This window comes from Paenibacillus sp. DS2015 (assembly GCF_050433705.1).
GTDB lineage: Bacteria > Bacillota > Bacilli > Paenibacillales > Paenibacillaceae > Paenibacillus_AQ.
Map to the genome: position 1 here is coordinate 1 of NZ_JBNPWS010000039.1, position 20,245 is coordinate 20,245.

Below are 20,245 nucleotides of genomic sequence, written 5' to 3' on the forward strand. Positions count from 1 at the left end.
TTGACCATATATTTCTCTCCCCTCGGAGAGTATGTCGGCTATTTGTGGGGAATTTTCAACTGCTGATATTAGGTATTTTACAATTGATGTTCACAGTATTTATGGCTGTCAGTTTATTTTTTTATAGTTTAGGTAAAAGGTTAGCTAAAAGGTAATACAAAAGAAACAAAACTATTCCCACAAAAATAGGCGCATGGTATAATATTGTAAAAGGTTTTCGGTAAAATATGCCAAGGAGGAGTTCTATTGAACTGCAGCAACTGTGCCCCAATACAACCTATAGAAGACCAAGGTTTGGTAAGATTAAAACCATTGAACTTACAGTTAACTGCTGCAATTCAAGCAAAGGGACTGAACATGGAAATGTCCACGGAGTTTGTGACCATTTCATATCATAGTAAAGAAGAGATGCTACATTTACTCCAGTGGATACATAATTTACCGAGTGGGAATTTTGAGGAACTGATGATATCTGTAACCGGAATTGGAAAAAATAGTGAACACAGTCCATGGCTGACTTTATCACAGATTGAGGCTACGTTAGAGCATCACGTTGTTGTGGATATTATTCGCAAAGAGCAATTCAGTAATCATATGCAACCCATCGTGGATAGAGAGGAACGAATTGTTGGATTTGAATTTCTGCTTCGCCCTGCCGTGGGAGGGGTAGCTTTTCAACCTTCTAATCTATTTGAAGTCGCTCATGAGACGGGTTTACATTCATTTCTGGATCGAGCAGCGCGGATATCAGCTATTGAGACGAGTGCAAAGTGGCTACCGAGAGGTTATAAGAGATTTATTAACTTCTTACCTTCATCCATATATAATCCTGAATATTGTTTGACGCATACCTTTGAAACCATTAACCGACTGAACTTGGACCCTAAAGATTTCGTTTTTGAAGTGGTAGAGACGGAGAAGATCGATAACCTTCCTCATTTACTTGAAATTTTTAATGTATATCGAAGAAATGGGATGAAGGTTGCGCTTGATGATGTAGGTGCTGGGTATTCTACCCTTGAGTTGATGAACACACTTGAGCCTGACTATGTCAAGATTGATCGTAGCATCATTGATCATTGTGGCAAGGATCCTGTGAAACAATATGAAATTTTAAGAATTATTGAGGGAGCATCCCATTTCAATGGATTGGTACTCGCTGAGGGGATTGAGCGATATGAAGATTTTGAATTCTGTAGAGAAGCTGGTGTCGAGTTTGCTCAGGGATATTTCTTCGGCAAGCCTGCAGATCGTCCTCCACACGGAATTCAGATCAGCTAATAGCATCTTATGAGAACCTATTATAATTTGATTAGTGTTCGTCAATTATAGAAAGATATCTAACGCAGAACGAGCCTGGAAGTTATCCCAAGGCTCGTTCTATTTAATAAATACGAAAAAAATGTTATTTTTGTTATGAATTTTGTTTGTTTTTAATACAGATCTCATCAATTGTCGATTGTTAATTCCTAATGAAAAAGCCCCACAGCACGTTATAAGTGCTGTGGGGCTTGTGCTTTCATCTATATTAACATTTCTTTATTGCGTCATGCTTACTTGAATAGTGGATAGGCCACCAACCATATATTCAGTACCATGTACATTAACCTGTACAGGGGAATCGGTCTCATTACTTACTGTAACATCATGCTCTGAGACGGTTACTTTAAGACGTGATGCGCGGAACATGACCTTGAAAGAGAAGGATTTCCAATGACCGGGATTGAATGGGCTTAGGTAGACGCTACCATCTTTAATGCGGAGCCCACCGAATCCGTGAACTACAGACATCCACGTACCTGCCATACTTGTCGTGTGACAGCCATCTTCGGTGTCATTATTATAATTATCTAGATCAAGACGAGATGTACGCATATACATTTCGTAAGCTTTTTCCTTATAACCTAACTCACAGGCCAAGATGGAATGAACGCACGGAGATAAAGATGACTCATGAACCGTTAGCGGCTCGTAGAAATCAAAATTCCTCTTAACTGTGTCTAAATCGAAGCGATCTCTTAATGTGAATATACCTTGTAGAACATCGGCTTGCTTAATATAAGAAGAGCGAAGAATACGATCCCATGACCATTTTTGGTTGAGAGGTAGGTTGCTAGGATCAAGCTCACTGACCGGAGTTAGATCTTTGTCTAGGAATCCATCCTGCTGAAGGAATACGTTCAGTTCTTCATCGAAGGGATAGTACATCTTAGCAATAATGTCTTTCCACTTAGATGTTTCTTCTTCTTTTAATCGAAGTTTGTCAATGAGTTCTTTATAGATAAGTGGTTCATTATGCTGTAAATTATCTAGGACCTCAAGTGTGTATTCCATTGTCCAGGTTGCCATACTGTTCGTATACCAATTGTTATTAACGTTATTCTCGTATTCATTGGGTCCTGTGACCCCTAGCATCATATACTTGTCTTTGGTAGGTACATAATTAACGCGTTCTTCCCAGAATCGCGAAATCTCTGTGAGTACTTCTAGACCATATTGTCCTAGATAAGCTGTATCTCCGGTATAATTAACATAGTTATATATAGCATAGGCGATTGCACCATTACGGTGGATTTCTTCAAAAGTGATCTCCCATTCATTGTGGCATTCTTCCCCATTCATCGTAACCATCGGGTATAATGCACCTTTACTGAAGCCTAATTTCTTAGCATTTTCCTTTGCTTTTTCTAGATGCTTGTAGCGATATACTAGAAGGTTACGAGCAATGGATGCATCGGATGTACTGAGATAGAACGGCAAGCAGTAGGCTTCTGTATCCCAGTAAGTACTTCCACCATATTTCTCACCAGTAAATCCTTTAGGACCGATATTCAGTCGATCATCCTCACCATTGTAGGTCTGGTTAAGTTGATAAATATTGAAGCGGATCGCTTGCTGTGCAGCAATATCACCCTCAATTACAATATCACTCTCACGCCATTTACTATCCCAGCTACTAATTTGTTCTTGGAGTAGACCTTCAAAGCCTATTTGCATGGCTTCTTGAAGTATTGCTCGTGCTGTAGTGATCAATTGACCTAGGCCATGATCACGAGAAGTAACGTTAGCAACATATTTATAGAGCACAACTTGCTCTTGCTCTTGTACATCCAATTGGAGGTGGTGAGCGACATATTTCTCTTGTTGAACCGATTCCGGAGTAACGGTTAGAGGTTGCCCATTCTTACTGATGGTGTAGGACATAACTGAAGTAACGTGGAAGTCCAGTTTCTTAGTCTTAATGGTTAGTACAGCATCATCTGGTCCAGCCTCTTTGGACACTTCCATCCAGAATTTCTCGTCATAATTTGAATCTTTATTCTTGATATCTCCATCAAGATATGGAGTGAAGGAAATTTGACCACTAAAGTTAAGTGGAGTCAGAGCATAACGGATGGCTCCAATTTCTCGGTGGCTAACACTGATGAAACGAATGGCTTCCACTTTCACTTCCTTACCATCAGGTAGCTCCGCAATGAAGCTGCGTGAGAGCGTCCCTTCTTTCATATTTAATACACGAACGAAATCTTTAACAGTACACAGGGCAAGATCAAGAGGGTGACCCGCGATATTGACATGAATTCCAATCCAGTTGGTGCAATTAAGTACTTTGGCAAAATACTCTGGATAGCCGTTCTTCCACCATCCAACACGAGTTTTATCAGGATAGTAGACGCCAGCCATATAGCTTCCTTGTAGCGTACTACCACTGTAATCTTCTTCAAAGTTAGCTCGTTGACCCATATATCCGTTACCAATGCTGAAAACGCTTTCTGATATTTCTTGGTTATGAGGGTCAAATCCCTCTTCAATAATGTTCCATGGGTCTAATTTCAAATATTGCTTCACGTGAATCGTCTCCTTCAGAAGTTGTGATTTAGTATAGTGTTTCTATTTCCTACATTCCTATGAATGGAGAAAAAATCGGTGCAATTGGTTTAGGTTCTTGCCATGATAAGTTGTAATTTCTCAACAGACATTTCTTCGAGAGAAGGGACGACATATTCTGCTAGGATAAGGGTCCCGGGTGATCCAATGCCAATCGTCCGCATTCCTCCACGGATAGCAGCTTCAATCCCAGCTTCGGCATCCTCGAATACAACACAATGTTCTGGAGATATTTGAACTGCCTCTGCACCGAGTAGGAATACTTCAGGATCTGGTTTAGCATTGGAAGTTTTGGTTCCATCAATAATGGCATCGAAGTAAGGAACTAAGTTTGCATTGTTTAATATAGTCATGGCATTTTTGCTGGCAGAACCTAAGGCTACTTTAATCCCATGTTGTTTCAACTCTTTTAGAAAAGTAAGCGAACCAGGTAGGATCTCTGAGTCATCCATTGTTGAAATGTAGTCTACATACCAATTGTTTTTCTTCTCTGCGAGTGCGAGCTTGGTCTCATCATCGAGCTGAACGTTACCGACTTCAAGTAGGATCTCTAAGGAAGCCATACGGCTTACACCTTTAAGTCTTTCATTATCCTTCTCAGTAAATTCAAATCCAAGTTCATCAGCGAGTCTTTTCCAGGCTAAAAAATGATATTTTGCAGTGTCAACAAGGACGCCGTCTAGGTCGAATAAACAAGCTTGGATAGGGGAATTCGTTGGGTTCATTTTGTAGCTTCCTCCTTTATTGTGCAAACGTTTGTATTGTTATTAAAAATAAATGAAGCAAATTTGATTGCTCCACGCATTTCTAAATGTAAAGAAAATTTAGATAGAGTCGAAAGTTGATGTTGAAAGATAATTATATCTAAATTCAATGGTTCTGATCAACCATTGGCATCATAGAAGATTCCCTTACCACGAGCCGATGCGGGATAATGTTTCTTTTTTGAAATTGTTTCTCTCTATCATTCTGGATCGATTGGATTAATGCTTGTGAAGCCGTATACCCCAGATTATAAATACCAATATCGACACTACTAATGGGTGGTGTTGAGAGTTCGGCAATAGATATATTATTAAAGCTAACAATACTTAGATCATTAGGAACTTTATATCCAAGCTCATGTAAACCTCGCAAAACACCAAATGATACAAGGTCGTCGACCACAACTAAGGCCGTAGGCCTTTCTGGTAAATTCATAAAGAAAGACATAGCTCGGTAGCCACTTTCTTGTAGAAATTCTCCTTCAACAATCCAGTCCTTGCGCATGTCAAGTCCATTTTCTTCAAGAGCTTGACGGTACCCCTTAAGTCGATCTATTGAAACGACATGATTTGGGGGTCCGCTGACAAATCCAATTCGTTTGTGGCCGAAGGAAATCAAGTGCTTGGTAGCATCATAAGCGGCCTGAACATTATTATTATCTACTGATAATAGATCTGGATATTTATCGCTACGCCCAATCAAGACGAAAGGGTGATTGTTGCTTTGCAGAAATTCGACAACAAGATCATCTTTACGTGAATAGAGTAAAATAGCACCGTCGACCCTTTTTCCATTAATTAAACGGGATACAACGTCGACTTCCTCTTGTTCACTGCCCCCCGAACTAAGTACTACATCATAGCCGGAACGGTTAGCTTGTGTGACAATACCACGAACTAATTCCATGAAAAATGAATTCAAGAATAGCTCTTCAGCAGATTTAGGCAGAATAACGCAAATGCTGTTCGTTGTCTTAGAAACCAGGCTCTGAGCCATGATATTGGGATGATAGCCCATCTCATCAAGAATGATTTTAACTTTTCGAGAAGTTTCACGGCTAATTCTCGGGTGATTGGATAGCACTCGGGATACCGTGGAGGGTGATACGCCAGCTTTTTTAGCAACATCTTTAATGGTTACAGACATAATGACCTCCAGGTTGATACCGTTTCCGTAAATCGATAAATCAAACAAATAAGATATTCTTTTTCACACTTGATATCTTAATCTAATGTCTGAGGGTTGTAAATAACAAACCTTGCATGTTGATGTTAATTATAACATAAATAATAACAAATTGGATCAAAATCGAGATAAATGGTGAAATAAGAAGCCAAGATCCATATTATATTCCCGTAATCAATGAATTAGCCGGAATATAGGACTGCAAACGTTTTGACTTAAGAGACTCCTCCGTTATGATGATACCCATAAAATACAATAAAATTTAGGTGGAGGGAAAATTGTGAAAAATATGAAATCAGCCACATATCTCAAACGGGTCGCTATTGGGTTAACCGGGGCAGTCCTTCTTGGAACGCTTTTGGTAGGCTGCAACAATGATAATCTTAATGTAACACGTACACAGCAGAATGGACAAAGGACTTCTGAACCTCTTGTAGAAGGGCAGAATAAGGAATCATCTACTGCAGTTTCTATTGATTCCATTAATGAACAACCCTCAACGGTCTATTATGAGATTTTTGTTCGATCTTTCTATGATACGAATGGGGATGGTATTGGTGACTTACGTGGAGTCATAGAAAAACTTGATTACTTAAACGATGGGGACCCATCTACGACAGATGATCTTGGTGTAGGTGGAATTTGGCTTATGCCGATTCAACCCTCTCCGAGCTATCACGGATATGATGTATCTGATTATCGAAGTGTTAATTCCGAATACGGAACAATGGAAGATATGGCAACATTAATTGACGAAGCGCATAAACGAGGTATCAAAGTCATTATGGATCTGGTTGTTAACCATACTAGCAATGAACATCCTTGGTTCAAAGATGCTGCAGAAGGTAAGCACAGTCCTTATCGAGATTGGTACGTATGGGCAGAGGATCAGAACCGTGATCTAAGTGGCGTGAGTGCCGCATCGGGTGCTAGTCCATGGAATGAATTGAAAGATACCCACTATCTGGGGACATTTTGGGATGGGATGCCTGATCTTAATTTCGATAACGCTGTTGTACGAACAGAAATGAAGGATATCGGTCAGTATTGGCTTAAGCTAGGTCTTGATGGGTTTAGATTGGATGCAGCAAAGCACATTTTTGAAGATTTAGTATCGGATAAGAACAAGGAAACAGAAGCTAAGAATATTGCATGGTGGCAGGAGTTCCGAAGCAGTATGAATGAGATTAATCCAGATGCGTATATCGTTGGGGAAGTGTGGGAGAATTCCGTTGCTTCAGTGGCCCCTTATTTGGATAAGGCATTTGATTCTGGATTCAATTTCAGTCTAGCGGAATCTATTATTAGCAGCGTGACAAGTGAACGAGATAACAACATGATATTTACGCTAGAGCGAACATATAAGTTGTTTAACGCTAAATCAGAGGGACAATTTGTGGATGCTATCTTTCTGAGTAACCATGATCAGAATCGGGTCATGAGTCAGCTTGATAGCAATATGGATCATGCCAAGATGGCTGCTTCTATTCTTCTGACGTTACCAGGTAACCCGTTTATTTATTACGGTGAAGAGATTGGTATGTTAGGAATGAAGCCAGATGAACAAATTCGTGAACCTATGAGCTGGTATGAAGAAGGGGTTGAAGGGAAGGGACAGACAACGTGGGAAGAATCCATTTATAATGTTGGAGAGCATACACCTAACGTTGAGTTGCAGATAAGCGAGAAGGATTCATTATTGGCCCATTATCGGGAATGGGTACGATGGAGAAATGAAATAGTAGCACTTCATGATGGAGACATTCAATATTATGACACAGGCAATGCACAAATCATATCTTATACACGGCGTACACTCTCTGATGAGGTACTTATTGTGCATAATTTATCAGATCAAGTGCAACGAGTTACGCTTGATCGCAGAGTAGAGCATAAATACACTGAGATCTTAAGAGCAACAGACAAAAATACAGAGATTAACTTAAATTCACTCTTGATTTCTCCATACTCTTCCGTTATTTTGAAGTAAATGAACGCATTATTGTGTAAATTTGTAAAAATCGAAGATAATAGTGGCTATTATCGTTGTTTTAGGATAATATAGCCATAAATACCGTGTGCAAACGTTTTTACAAAGCAAATGTTATTGTGTATGATAGACCCATGAATAAAGCGCTTACTTATATCATATAACTTTTATACCCACACAATTAAGTCTGTAAGTGGCAATTCTAACGAATACATGAAATCGTTTGCGCAATTTTTCAGAGGTTTTAAGTTTAACAACGTTAGACCATTTAGAGAGGGGTTAATTTAAAAATGAAGATGAACAAAGTAATGACGCTAGTTACTGCTATGACCTTGGCTATCTCGATTACGGCCTGTGGTTCCAACACACCAAGTAAGAATGCGGAGCCTGCTCCAGTCACGAATGCGACTAACAAACCTGCTGTCGCTCCAGAAGAGGTTGCTGACCCAGGACTTCAACCAGAAGAAGGCGCTTCACTGATTATTTGGGAAAGTAAAGAGGAACGGGCATTTGCAGATGAAATGGCAAAGCAATTTACAGAAAAATATAATATTCCCGTCAAAGTTGAAGAAGTACAGGCAACAGATCAAGCTACAAAATTAACGACAGACGGGCCTTCTGGATTGGCTGCAGACGTTGTAATGTTTCCACATGATAATGTGGGTAGAGCAGTAAGTGCAGGACTAATATTACCAAATGATGTTTTTGGTGAAGAAACGACTAAGAACAACACAGAAGCATCCATTCAAGGTGTAACGGTTGATGGTACATTGTACGGATACCCAAGAGCTGCTGAAACATATGCTCTTTTCTACAATAAATCCTTAATTAAGGAAGCTCCAAAGTCATTTGAAGATGTCATTGCTTTCAGTAAAACGTTCACAGATAAGTCCAAGAACAGATACGGAATTATGTGGGAAACAGGTAACTTATATTTCAACTATCCATTTATTGCAACCGGTGGTGGGTATATCTATGGTGAGAATGGTACGAATAAAGATGATATCGGAATTAATATCGAAGGTGCTGTTAAAGGATTCGAGACTTATATGAAATTAAAAGAAGCACTCCCGATTCAGAGTGGAGATATTACGCCTGACATTAAACGTAGCTTGTTCAACGCTGGCGATGTAGCCATGGATATTACAGGTCCTTGGGAACTTGCAGGTTATAAAGAAGTACTAGGAGATAACCTTGCTATCGCTCCAATTCCAACGATTGATGGCAAACCTGCCATTTCATTCTCCGGAATTAAATCTTTCTTTGTAAATTCGTTCACGCAATATCCGAATGCAGCTAAGTTGTTCGCTCAGTTCGCATCTTCTAAGGATTCACAACTAGTTCTGAATAAGCTTGTCGGTTCTGTACCAACGAATATAGAAGCATTAGATTCTGATCAAATCAAGAATGATCCAATCATAGCTGGTTTTGCTCTACAAGTTGTAAACTCTAACCCTATGCCTATCATTCCAGAAATGAATAATACATGGACACCAATCGGTGCTGCCTTGACTGAAATGTGGGATAACAATAAAGATCCGAAAGAAGTGTTGGATAAAGCGGTAGAGCAAATTAAAGACTTGAACAACGGCGTAACGAAGTAATATACACGGTTGGCTAGTCAGAGGAATAACGATTAGAGATCACCCGTCGCAATCTGTGGCGGGTAATTCCTCGATTTACCAGAGAGAGGAGAGAGCTTGTGGGTAGACATCGAAACAAAGCCACCATACTGTCGATAATAAGCATGGGGCTTGGCCAAATATATAATAGACAGTTTATTAAGGGTATTATATTTCTGATTGTGGAAGTATTTGCGATATTCTATTTCGGTAGTAATTTGCAGAGGGCCCTGTGGGGCGTTATCACTTTGGGAGATAAAGCGCGAGACATTACAAGTAAACCACCGGTACTAGTGGCAGATAATTCAATTATTATCCTGATTCAAAGTTTGATTACATTGTTAATCTTCGTTATTTTTATAGGTATTTATATTATGAATATCATAGATGCACGTAAGACGGCAGAGAATAGAGATCGGGGAATTCCGCCGAACAATATGCTACAATCTATTCGCTATGTCCTGGATTACAAATTTGCGCAAGCCTTTTTGACATTACCAGGCGCAGGTATACTATTCCTTACAATAATGCCGATTATATTCATGGTCATGTTGGCATTCACGAACTATTCTGCCCCTAACCATATTCCACCGGCTAAACTAGTCGATTGGGTTGGTTTTAATACATTTAAGGAATTGCTAACACTCAAGACATGGAGTCATACATTCTATGGCGTCCTAACTTGGACAATTATCTGGGCGGTTCTATCAACGGTAACTACTTATTTCGGAGGATTACTTGTTGCATTGCTTATTAACCAAAAGGGAATCAGATTTAAGGGATTTTGGAGAACGCTTCTAGTTATTCCTTATGCTATTCCACAGCTAATCTCATTGCTTGTCATGAGAAATATGTTTAATGGTCAATTTGGACCGATTAACCAGTATCTTAGATATTTCGGATTAGCAGGACTTCCGTGGTTGACCGATCCCTTTTGGGCAAAGGTTACCGTCATTGTTGTCAATATGTGGGTGGGGATTCCAGTCTCCATGATCTTGATTATGGGTGTTCTAACAACGATCCCTCGGGATATGTACGAAGCTGCTGAGGTCGATGGTGCAACTAATTATCAGAAATTTCGGATTGTTACGCTACCGATGGTGCTCTTCTCAACAGCACCGATACTCATTGCGCAGTTTGCTGGAAATATTAATAACTTTAATGCCATCTTCCTACTTACGAATGGAGCTCCGAATGTCGGGGACTATCAGTATGCAGGGGCGACCGATCTACTTGTAACTTGGTTGTATAAGTTAACATTAGAACAGAATAAGTATAATATGGCTTCTGCTGTAGGTATCATTATCTTCTTAATTATTGCGACGTTCTCGATCTATAACTATCGTCGAACGAAGTCATTTAAAGAGGAGGATATGATCCAATGAGTATATACAAAATTAAGAAAACCATTCAACTGTCGTTAAGTTATCTGATTCTCATCTTTATGGCCATTGCTGCTATATATCCTGCACTTTGGGTCATCATGGGATCCATTCGACCAGGAAAGTCACTGTATAGTAAGTCGCTAATTCCAGATCAGTTCACGCTGGATCATTACCGAGAACTATTTACATCTAAAAGTTACTTTTTTGGTCAATGGTATATGAATACGTTGAAAATATCGATTGCCTCCATGTTGATTGGGGTTGTACTTACCTTGTTGACAAGTTATGCCCTGTCACGTTTCCGCTTCCGGGGACGGAAGACAACACTCTCAGGTGTGTTGATTCTAGGGATGTTTCCTGGGTTCATGAGCATGATCGCAATCTTTCTACTCCTTAAAGAGTTCCATTTACTTGATACACATCTTGCACTTATTATTGTGTACGCAGCAGGAGCTCCCTTAATGGGAACCTTTGTCGCTAAGGGTTTCCTAGATACGATTCCACGATCGTTGGATGAGGCAGCTAAAATAGATGGAGCAAGTAATATAAGGATTTTTACTCGTATTATTCTTCCGCTTTCTAGACCGATGCTGACCTATATGGCTCTGACGCAATTTGTGGGTCCATGGGTAGATTTTATCTTTGCGAGGATGGTACTTCGGTCTAAGGAAAAATGGACAGTAGCCGTTGGTTTGTATGACATGGTGAATTCGAACACGAATACGAACTTCACCCTGTTTGCAGCAGGTGCAGTCCTGATCGCTGTTCCAATTACTATTCTGTTTATGTTCCTACAGCGTCTTCTTGTCGAAGGTTTAACATCAGGAGCGAGCAAAGGGTAAGGCGAAGTCTTACAATAAATCAATAAACTTAATAATGAGTAACATATAGAACTTAGATATACAATCATTAGTAATGTTACATTTGGGTACAGTTCTCGCAATAGGTGGGTTGTACCCTTTTTTTTTATTCACTACATAGGAAGAATTGCGAAAGGGGAGCAACAACATTGAACAAAATACGTATACTCCGCTTTAAATCTATTAGTACGAAATTATTTGCAATCTTGTTTAGTGGAATTGTTATATTGTCTACAGCACTAGGTCTCTCTTCCTACCAATTATCTAAAGGGATAATTAAACAGGAGGTCTCCTTAGCTTCCTCACAGGCCATTGTACAAGCCGCTGATAAACTTGATTTTCTATTCCTACAATATGAGGCCTCATCCAAACAATTAGCTGTAGATACGGAGTTGAAGCATGACTTAGAGTTAATTAACCAAGCAGATATTGGGACTGTGCAAAAGCGTGATTTGGAAGAGGGAATACGCAATAAATTAACTTCTATTTCGGGGTCTGATAGTAGACTTATGGGTGTTCGGTTGGTGAAAAAGGACTTAGTTGAAGCTAGCTCGTATAAATCCGCTGGTGTTAGTGGTGTTCGAACGGATGACGATATTCAAGCAAAGGTTAAACAAATTATTGACGCTAAGGGTCAGATTGTATGGTTCCCTACCACTACTAAGGGGTTCTTCAATTCATATTCGGAGGCAACGCTTACCATGGGAAGATTGTTGCGGAATATGAAGCAACCTGAGGCTGAATATATTCTATTATTTGAAATTAAGGATAAGGCAGTTGGAGAAATACTATCGAATCTAAAAATTGGTGTGAATGGCCAAGTGAAAGTGATAACGGATAGTAATCGGATAGTTCATGCCCAAGATAACGCTCTTCTTGAAACGCAGTCATTTATTCATATTGACAAGGATGGGGAGGAAAGCGATACCTCATTTACAACGGATGATGAGAATGGTGTAGAACAGCTTGTTGTGTACAAAACTTTGGATACGACAAAATGGACAATGATGGGATACGCCCCTATCAGTGATTTTGTAAAAGGGACGAATCAACTACTGTATGTTACTGTCATCGTGATCCTTGTAGCAGTGATGTTTGCACTATTAATTGGCTATTATGTCGTTCGGAATGTAGGTAGACCTCTCGCTAAATTATGTAATTTAATGGTAGAGGGGGAAGAAGGTAATCTACAGGTACGTACCACCTTCCATAGTGAGGATGAAATCGGTCGGTTAGGATCTAGCTTCAATCAAATGATGCATCAAATTGGGTTACTTGTGGATCAGACGAATCGTTCGGCTCAAGAAGTGCTGGATACCGCTGATGAATTGACTTTAGTCTCAAAAAGTACATCGATTGCAGCGGGAGAGATTGCCGATGCCTCCAGAGAGATTGCGGTAGGAGCTTCAAATCTGGCGATGGAAGCTGAGAGTGAAAGTGTGCTGTCTGAAAGTATTGCAGAGAAAATTAATAAAGTATCGTTATCTAATAACACTATGGAACAAGCAGCTAGTCGAGTAGTGCAGGTGAGTGAACAAGGCTCAGATTACATGGATGAATTAGTGCGCAAAACGGATACAATTGTTGAAATGAATAGAACGATGGTTAACCATGCAGAAACATTGAAGAAAAGTACATCCTCTATACAAAAAATACTTGAACTCATGGGCAGCATGACACAGCAGACAAATATTCTATCGCTGAATGCTTCGATTGAGGCAGCGAGAGCGGGTACAGCAGGACGGGGATTCATGGTGGTTGCTGATGAAATTAGGAATCTAGCAGACGGATCGAAGCAATCCATCCAAACCGTTGCAGAGATTACAGATGAGATCTGGCGTGGGATTGAGCATACGACAGCGTCTCTGAATGCCGTATCACCTATGATGGCTGAGCAGAGGGTATCTGTTAAAGAGGCATCTAGTATTTTTCAGAGTGTGAAACAGCAAATGGATGAGTTTCTAGTAGAGATTGATAACTCTTCAGTGTTCGTTAAAGAACTAATCGAGTCCCAGCAACAATTATCTGTATCCATTACTTCGATTAGTGCAGTGGTCGAGGAGACGAGTGCTTCGACAGAAGAAGTAGCGTCGATGTCCTCGCAACAGTATATAGTCAGTGAGAAGTTGGTGGATTTGTCGAAAAGACTTGAAGAAATGTCAGAGACGTTCAAGCAGTCATTGGTGAAATTTAAAACGTAGGGAGATGAGAATCTAAGAATCAAGGAATGGAAAAGCAGCTAAGGGGTAGATCCTTAGCTGCTTTGTTATGTCCGAAATGTAGGTTGAATTACAAAGAAGTATTACTAGAGAGTACCACAGAGGAGGAGCACTCAAAAGGTTAGTATCTCCCCAGAACAGAGGGAATGAAGCGTATGATGGTCTTCATGCGGTAGCGCTTTGAGTAAAAGGTCAGTTTCTGTCTTGGAGGCATGTACAAGAACTGTGGCTTTGCTTGGTACCCATTCCAGCATGTTTCGAACATCGGGCAACCCCTGATGAACCTTATACCGGACATGATGGACCTGAGTACTATTTGTTCCTAACAGCAACTCGCCATAAGAGCCAGCAGCTAGATGGCCTGTCAGAATGACAGCATTCTTCGTTGAACTGGCTAATCGCTTATAGTACCATTGCGCAGTTTTAGACTGCATCATACCGTCATCGGTAAAAATAATCGCCCCTTCTGTGCGGGAAAGTGCGTGTTCACGAGCCTCTGTGTCAGCTACAATGTTCAGCCTTCCGCAGGCAAGCATCACCTCAATACGGGCAAGTGCATTATCATGCAGCCAGTCTGGCATCGTTGCAAGTTGATGGAGTTGTTCCATGAGCACTTGCTCCACAATTAGAGCTGCTTCAGGAAAGACCTCGTTCGCCCATACGAGTAATTCTTGACCTCGACCATAGGTCGGGACGGGATAGAGCACAGTGCCATTCTTTCGCAGTGTTTCTCGGGTCACTCTTTCAAGTTCCTCTAGCCCGATCGCCTGAGAATCTGGGTCAGCACCATAGGCTGCATCAATAATTGCCAAATCCACATAGGTTTGCTGCGGACCTAGTAAATGCACAGGTCGATCAACAGCAAGCAAGCTAGACTCTTCCGTGTAATCCCCCGAAAAGTAGATCAGCTTGTCAGCCCAATCAAGTGCAAACCATACCGAACCGGGAAGGTGCCCGCTACGCCCCCATTTCATTCGCAATCCAGGAAACACCTCGCCCCAGACTCCCGGAACAGACCTATCCTCTAGAAAAACGTAATCAATAGCCTCGATATGTTGGTCATTATAAGGCAGATTGATAGACTGAGAATAGGCATAGTGGCTCCAAGCTTGAAAATACACGGGTAGCTGTTGAGCCGTTGTGCGGGTTGTCCATACTTTCCCCTTAAATCCATGCTTATATAATAAAGGGATGGCCATCGAATGATCCTCATGCGCATGGGACAGAAACACCGCTTTAAGATGAGGCAGAACCTCTTCATCTATGAGTGGATACTGGCCCCCTCGTTCTTTTTTTCCTCCGCAATCAAGTAATAAGGCTTGCTCTCCATGCTGTAATAAATAACTGGAGCGGCCGTGTTCTCCGGCCCCACCCCAAATGGTTAGTTGAGTCATAAGCTATTCCACTTTCTGTTGTGAACTAATATAAGACATTGCAAGTAGTAGTGCGGTCGTTATTCCGACGGAGATTACCGCCATAGCCATGCCCATGGACACTGCACCCTGTTCAAATTGCGCGAAGATATAGGTCGCTGAGGTCTTCATCCCGGGCGGTAAAATTAATAAGGAAGCAACTAATTCACGATTGGATATCGTAAAGGTCATCATCCATCCTGCCAGCATTCCGGGTAGCAGAAGCGGAAGTAAGATTCTCCGTAGCACATACAGCCTACGCCCGCCGAATACATGGCCTGCCTGCATTAGCATGGGATCGATCTGTCCGTAGCTGGATTTCACGTATTGAACGGTGTAGGGAAGAAACAGGATGACATAGGTAAGCACCACCATGCCGTACGTATTATATAGTGGAATAGGCATCCATTTGGCATTCCATAGCAGAATCAATCCCACGACGATGACTATACCTGGCACTGTATTAGGTAACAAGCTGAACAGATCAACTAGCTTCTGTCCCGGCGTACGGGAGCGCTGTACGGTCAGTGCCAACCAGGTGCCTAGCACGACTGCAATCGTGGATGCAACGATCGATAAGCCGAAGCTGTTCAACAGCGCATTCAAGCTATCCGATCCTGGAGCTAATAAATCAGCGTAGTGTTGTAGCGTAAGATTGGACCAGGCTATCCCTTCGCCGCGCAACTTGAGCAGTGAGGCTGTAATAATAGAGAAATACGGGACCCCAATCGAAGCCAGCAGTAGCAGACCAATATAGAGCCAACATACAAGACCTCTCCAACTCTTAACGGAAGCGTATCTGCTAGTCGTTCCCTTGCCACCGACTAGACGATACGAATAACGGCTGCTGATAACGCTCTGGATATACCACATGACTAAACAAGAGGCGAGCAACACGGAAGCAAGCGAAGTCGCCTTGCCAAAATCGATCGGCCAGCTTGAAATGTATTTATGGATTTCCGACGTCATGACATAGAATCCAATCTTGCGACCAAAGGTTGCGGGTGTGCCGAATTCGGCAATCGTTTTGACGAATATCAACAGGGCACCCATGACATAACTTGATAAGAGCAGCGGCAGAATGATTCGTCTAATACGATAAAGAAATCCACCGCCATGCACAGCTGCCGCTTCCTCCATATTTCCGCTGATTTGGAGAAGCGAATTGCGCAGCAACAAATACAGGAAAGGAAACAGATGCAGGCTCATAATAGTAACCATTCCCCCGAAGCTAAAGAACGCAGGGGTCAGGGCCGAAGCCGCTGGGATGAACTGTTCCATATAACCGTTGGTCTGCATAAATAACATCCAGCCCATCGAACCAATATAGGGAGGAGTCATGAATGGTATTAGCAGCACGATATCAAGCCATTTATGACGGCGCAGTTCCGTTTTCGCCATAATCCAAGCCAGGGGGAATGCCAGTACCGTTGTCACGGCAATGACGCACATTCCCAACCAGATGGAATTGAATAGTACCTGGCTTAAATCGCTCTGCATGATATTGCGTAGCGGCGCCTGTAAATCAAAGGTCTGGTCAGGATACAGACTCGTCCAAAAGATCATCATCAGTGGTGCTAGCACCAGCATGCCAAGTAGTAGCAGTGCCAGCACGAGCCATATCCATCTATATGATTTGAAAGAATTGGTTTGCATTGTCGTACCACCCATCTAAGCCCGAACCGCCGGGCGGCTCGTCTTACTTAAACAATTGCGAGAATTTCGTTGTAACACTGTCGCTGTTCTCGTTCATCCACTGCCAGTTCACATTAAATGTGGTTATCTCACTGGCATTTGTGCGGTCTTTCGCCTCAACATCCGAGCGACCGGGTAGCAAGTATGCGCTGGCTACCATCTCTTGTGCCTCATCTGAAATCAGATAATCGATAAATGCTTTAGCATTGTCGGTGTTTGTACTCGTCTTCACAATGGCAGCTGGGCGCGGACTGATGACACTACCTTCCTTAGGATAAACAATATCAATAGGCTCTCCTGCGGCCTTCGCTTTATAAGCCATATAGTCAACACCAGCGGCCACAATGGATTTGGCGCCTGTAATAACTGGATCAAGAGCTTCCTGATTAGCTCCAGCCATTGCCACATCATTCTGTTTATAGCTGTCAAAGAGCGTCCAGCCATTCTCCCCTACATCACTCAGGTAGCCCGAGATGAAATCCAACGCAGAACCAGATAAGGATGGATCGGGGATGTTCACCTTTCCCTGCCATTCAGGCTTGGCTAAATCCGCCCACGAAGCAGGAGGGGTCTGAACAAGCTTCGTATTATAGACAATGCCAAGAGCAGATGCGCTATAACTGAAATAATGTCCATCTTGGTCAGACCAGTCCGCGATCAGTTTGTCTGCGTTGATCGCCTCAGGATAGCCCAAGAGCATGCCATCTTGATTGAGCCCTTGCATCGCTGGTAGCGATGCGAGCACAACGACATCTACGACTGGATTTGATTTCTCGGCTTCCATACGAGCGAGTATTTTTCCTGTTGTCCCTTGAAACATCTCTACCTTGACACCTGTTTTGGCCTCGAATCCTTCTTTGATCTTATTGGCTAAGCCCTCTGGGCCTGCACTATAGACGGCTAAAGTGCCGCTTAGTTTCTTATTTGTATCCAGTGGTTCCACGGGTGCTGATACTGAATTTGTTGGTGCTGTTTCCGCAGGTTGTGCATTGTTTCCTGCTGCTCCACAACCGACTAAACCTATTCCCATACATACTGTTAAAGCAAGCATCAACCCTTGTTTGGCTATTTTCATTTGTATTGCCCCCTAATCATAGTGCGCCGCCTGTTCAGGCTAGCGTGATTGCTATAACTTCCATTAACGAATGAAGTAACTTATAACACAACATCATGTACATGTTCTGGAGATACATATACCTGTATCGTCTCACCGATGGACAACCGGGAAGAAGAGTACGCTGTCCATATTCCAAGATCCTGATGCATGTCAAGCTCAACTTCGTAGCGGTCTCCCATATAGCTGGCATGGCGTAGCGTACCCTCAAAGCGATGATCAGCGATGTTCTCCTCCCTCCAGCGGATATGCTCAGGTCGAACCATTCGTTTATCCTTCATCAGCCAATTAGACTTACCTATGAACTGAGCAACGAAGGGATGGGTTGGGGCGCTGTAAATATGCTCCGGCGTCCCTCGCTGTAATATTTCTCCCTCTTGCAACACTACAACCTCATCTGACATGCTCATGGCTTCTGTCTGGTCATGTGTGACATAGAGGGCGGTAATACCAATCTCTTTGACTAAATGCAACAGCTCTGCACGCATTTCTTCGCGGAGCATAGCATCAAGGGCGCTGAGCGGCTCATCGAACAGCACGAGCTGTGGCTTCATTATGATTGCTCTGGCAAAGGCTACTCGCTGCTGCTGTCCACCAGAGAGCTCGTGCGGAAATCGCTTCTCCATACCTTCTAGCCGCACGGTTCTCAGCGCATGAAGCACCGACTCCTTTAAGCCATTTTTCTTTCTAGCTGCGCGCAGAGCAAAAGCAACATTTTCAAAAACAGTCATGTGTGGCCAAAGTGCAAAGTCCTGAAATACCATCCCGAAATGGCGCTGGTGAGCTGGCTTATTAATTCGTTGGTCTTTCGAATAATAGCACTCTCCATCCACATGAATTTCTCCTGCATCGGGGGTCTCCAGTCCAGCCAGCATCCGTAGAAGCGTTGTCTTCCCACAGCCGGAAGGGCCGAGTAGTGTAGTGAAGCTGCCTTTGGCAATCGTCAGACTTGAAGGTCGTAGCGCCTGGACTGAACCAAAGGACTTTTCTAACAGACGGATAGTGATATCTCCCATTTTTGTTAACCTGCCTATTCTTTAAGCTTGTTATCAGTCTTGTGATCAGTATAGCGGCGAACTATTTGTCCTTTGTTTGAGATATGTAAATGAAACATTAACTTTTTAGTGGATTTGCTTTAACAATCATCGAATTTTTCTATGCTACAGTGGATAAAACGGAATTGGAGGCGTTAGCGCATGAATTTGTTGAAATTAAAAATCGTTGAGTTACTAGAAAAACATAAGAAAATCACAGCTGTCGCCAACGTACTAGAGCTAAAGCAGCCGACCATCACTTATCATATGAAAAGATTGGAGCAGGATATGGGCGTTAAACTGTTCGAATCGCGGGGGGATAAGACCTTCTTGACCGCACCCGGACGGGCTTTACTCCATTACGCCTCCCGCATTAATAAGCTGGCGCAGGAGGCCGAACGTGTCGTGAAGGAATACGGAAGTCTTGCCAGGGGGAAGCTCACCATTGGAGCCAGCTATGTTCCAGCGACCTATGTGTTGCCGGAGGTACTGAGTGACTTTTCCAAAGCTAATTCTGGTATTGAATTGTCGGTATTGGTCAAGCCAGCGCCTATCATTAAAGAGAAGCTTTGGAATCACGAAATTGACTTGGGGATTATTTCATCGGAGCCTTTCGAGAAGTCTTTCTTATCCACTCACAGCCTTTGCGAGGATGAATTGGTCGTCATCTTTTCGCCTGATCATCATTTGGCATCTTATGAAGAGCTCAATCCGGGCTTGATAGCGACAGCTAATTTTGTGCTTCACGGGAAAGAATCAAGTACGAGGGAAATGACGACGAGGTGGCTGAACAATCACCAGGTTGGCCTGGTTGGCCCTATCGAATTGGATTCGATTGAAGCTATCAAACAGACCGTGCAGCAGGGCGGACACATCGCCTTTATCTCAGGTCTGGCTGTACAGGAGGAAGTCAAGCAGGGACGCTTGCTCATGCGGCAAGTACCCCATGCTAATTTCGAGCGTTCTATCCATTGCTGCTATAACAAGGATCGTTATGACTCCCGATTGACAGAGAAGTTTATTGATACACTTCATAGTAGCTTTAAAAATTCTTGCCTCTCATCTATAAATTAGTG

General features: G+C 42.3%; 14 protein-coding genes. 7 read left to right on the forward strand and 7 right to left on the reverse strand.

Going from position 1 to position 20,245, the window contains the following annotated elements; translation table 11 throughout:
* Window positions 1–246: 246 nt before the first annotated feature.
* Window positions 247–1,281, forward strand: a complete 1,035-nt coding sequence (locus J2T13_RS23060; RefSeq protein ID WP_429374744.1) for an EAL domain-containing protein — start codon at window positions 247–249, stop codon at window positions 1,279–1,281.
* Window positions 1,282–1,539: 258 nt separating this feature from the next.
* Here the strand turns inward: J2T13_RS23060 and J2T13_RS23065 are convergent, their stop codons facing one another.
* From J2T13_RS23065 to J2T13_RS23075, 3 genes are all read right to left on the reverse strand, one after another.
* Entirely contained in the window at window positions 1,540–3,849 is a 2,310-nt protein-coding gene (locus J2T13_RS23065; RefSeq protein WP_429374746.1) for a glycoside hydrolase family 65 protein, read from the reverse strand.
* A gap of 89 nt (window positions 3,850–3,938) precedes the next feature.
* The gene (gene pgmB / locus J2T13_RS23070) at window positions 3,939–4,613 is read right to left on the reverse strand and encodes a beta-phosphoglucomutase (protein ID WP_429374748.1); all 675 of its coding nucleotides are present in this window, start codon (window positions 4,611–4,613) and stop codon (window positions 3,939–3,941) included.
* Window positions 4,614–4,758: 145 nt separating this feature from the next.
* Window positions 4,759–5,799: a LacI family DNA-binding transcriptional regulator gene (locus J2T13_RS23075; RefSeq protein WP_429374749.1), complete on the reverse strand. Its 1,041-nt coding sequence runs from the start codon at window positions 5,797–5,799 to the stop codon at window positions 4,759–4,761.
* 328 nt (window positions 5,800–6,127) lie between these two features.
* Here J2T13_RS23075 and J2T13_RS23080 point away from each other — a divergent pair, with 328 nt between their 5' ends.
* The 5 genes from J2T13_RS23080 (at window position 6,128) to J2T13_RS23100 (ending at window position 13,896) form a co-directional block, all read left to right on the forward strand.
* Entirely contained in the window at window positions 6,128–7,828 is a 1,701-nt protein-coding gene (locus J2T13_RS23080; RefSeq protein ID WP_429374806.1) for an alpha-amylase family glycosyl hydrolase, read from the forward strand.
* Between the two features lie 290 nt (window positions 7,829–8,118).
* The gene (locus J2T13_RS23085; protein WP_429374751.1) at window positions 8,119–9,432 is read left to right on the forward strand and encodes a sugar ABC transporter substrate-binding protein; all 1,314 of its coding nucleotides are present in this window, start codon (window positions 8,119–8,121) and stop codon (window positions 9,430–9,432) included.
* Between the two features lie 98 nt (window positions 9,433–9,530).
* Complete coding sequence (locus J2T13_RS23090; RefSeq protein WP_429374753.1) at window positions 9,531–10,835, forward strand: carbohydrate ABC transporter permease; 1,305 nt, start codon at window positions 9,531–9,533, stop codon at window positions 10,833–10,835.
* Window positions 10,832–11,677 carry a sugar ABC transporter permease gene (locus J2T13_RS23095; RefSeq protein WP_429374755.1) on the forward strand — a complete coding sequence of 282 codons (846 nt, stop codon included), beginning with the start codon at window positions 10,832–10,834 and terminating at the stop codon, window positions 11,675–11,677. The genes J2T13_RS23090 and J2T13_RS23095 overlap by 4 nt, the downstream gene beginning before the upstream one ends.
* Window positions 11,678–11,844: 167 nt before the next feature.
* The gene (locus J2T13_RS23100) at window positions 11,845–13,896 is read left to right on the forward strand and encodes a methyl-accepting chemotaxis protein (RefSeq protein ID WP_429374757.1); all 2,052 of its coding nucleotides are present in this window, start codon (window positions 11,845–11,847) and stop codon (window positions 13,894–13,896) included.
* Window positions 13,897–14,027: 131 nt separating this feature from the next.
* Here the strand turns inward: J2T13_RS23100 and J2T13_RS23105 are convergent, their stop codons facing one another.
* From J2T13_RS23105 to J2T13_RS23120, 4 genes are all read right to left on the reverse strand, one after another.
* Entirely contained in the window at window positions 14,028–15,308 is a 1,281-nt protein-coding gene (locus J2T13_RS23105) for an MBL fold metallo-hydrolase (protein WP_429374758.1), read from the reverse strand.
* A 3-nt stretch (window positions 15,309–15,311) separates the two neighbouring features.
* Window positions 15,312–16,727, reverse strand: coding sequence for an ABC transporter permease (locus tag J2T13_RS23110; protein WP_429374760.1), 1,416 nt, complete (start codon window positions 16,725–16,727; stop codon window positions 15,312–15,314).
* A gap of 298 nt (window positions 16,728–17,025) precedes the next feature.
* Window positions 17,026–18,096, reverse strand: coding sequence for an ABC transporter substrate-binding protein (locus tag J2T13_RS23115; RefSeq protein ID WP_429374762.1), 1,071 nt, complete (start codon window positions 18,094–18,096; stop codon window positions 17,026–17,028).
* A gap of 80 nt (window positions 18,097–18,176) precedes the next feature.
* On the reverse strand, window positions 18,177–19,151 hold the full coding sequence (locus J2T13_RS23120) for an ABC transporter ATP-binding protein (protein WP_429374763.1): 975 nt from the start codon (window positions 19,149–19,151) through the stop codon (window positions 18,177–18,179).
* Between the two features lie 180 nt (window positions 19,152–19,331).
* Between J2T13_RS23120 and J2T13_RS23125 the strand changes: the two genes are divergently transcribed.
* Window positions 19,332–20,243 carry a LysR substrate-binding domain-containing protein gene (locus J2T13_RS23125; protein ID WP_429374764.1) on the forward strand — a complete coding sequence of 304 codons (912 nt, stop codon included), beginning with the start codon at window positions 19,332–19,334 and terminating at the stop codon, window positions 20,241–20,243.
* The last annotated feature ends 2 nt before the right edge of the window (window positions 20,244–20,245 follow it).

Excerpts from the sequence above, each read along its gene's own strand:
- J2T13_RS23120 (WP_429374763.1), bottom strand. The coding sequence starts at position 19,151 with ATGGGAGATATCACTATCCGTCTGTTAGAAAAGTCCTTTGGTTCAGTC.
- J2T13_RS23115 (WP_429374762.1), bottom strand. The coding sequence starts at position 18,096 with ATGAAAATAGCCAAACAAGGGTTGATGCTTGCTTTAACAGTATGTATG.
- J2T13_RS23080 (WP_429374806.1), top strand. The coding sequence starts at position 6,128 with ATGAAATCAGCCACATATCTCAAACGGGTCGCTATTGGGTTAACCGGG.
- J2T13_RS23110 (WP_429374760.1), bottom strand. The coding sequence starts at position 16,727 with ATGGCGAAAACGGAACTGCGCCGTCATAAATGGCTTGATATCGTGCTG.
- J2T13_RS23075 (WP_429374749.1), bottom strand. The coding sequence starts at position 5,799 with ATGTCTGTAACCATTAAAGATGTTGCTAAAAAAGCTGGCGTATCACCC.
- J2T13_RS23085 (WP_429374751.1), top strand. The coding sequence starts at position 8,119 with ATGAAGATGAACAAAGTAATGACGCTAGTTACTGCTATGACCTTGGCT.
- J2T13_RS23095 (WP_429374755.1), top strand. The coding sequence starts at position 10,832 with ATGAGTATATACAAAATTAAGAAAACCATTCAACTGTCGTTAAGTTAT.
- J2T13_RS23105 (WP_429374758.1), bottom strand. The coding sequence starts at position 15,308 with ATGACTCAACTAACCATTTGGGGTGGGGCCGGAGAACACGGCCGCTCC.
- pgmB (WP_429374748.1), bottom strand. The coding sequence starts at position 4,613 with ATGAACCCAACGAATTCCCCTATCCAAGCTTGTTTATTCGACCTAGAC.
- J2T13_RS23125 (WP_429374764.1), top strand. The coding sequence starts at position 19,332 with ATGAATTTGTTGAAATTAAAAATCGTTGAGTTACTAGAAAAACATAAG.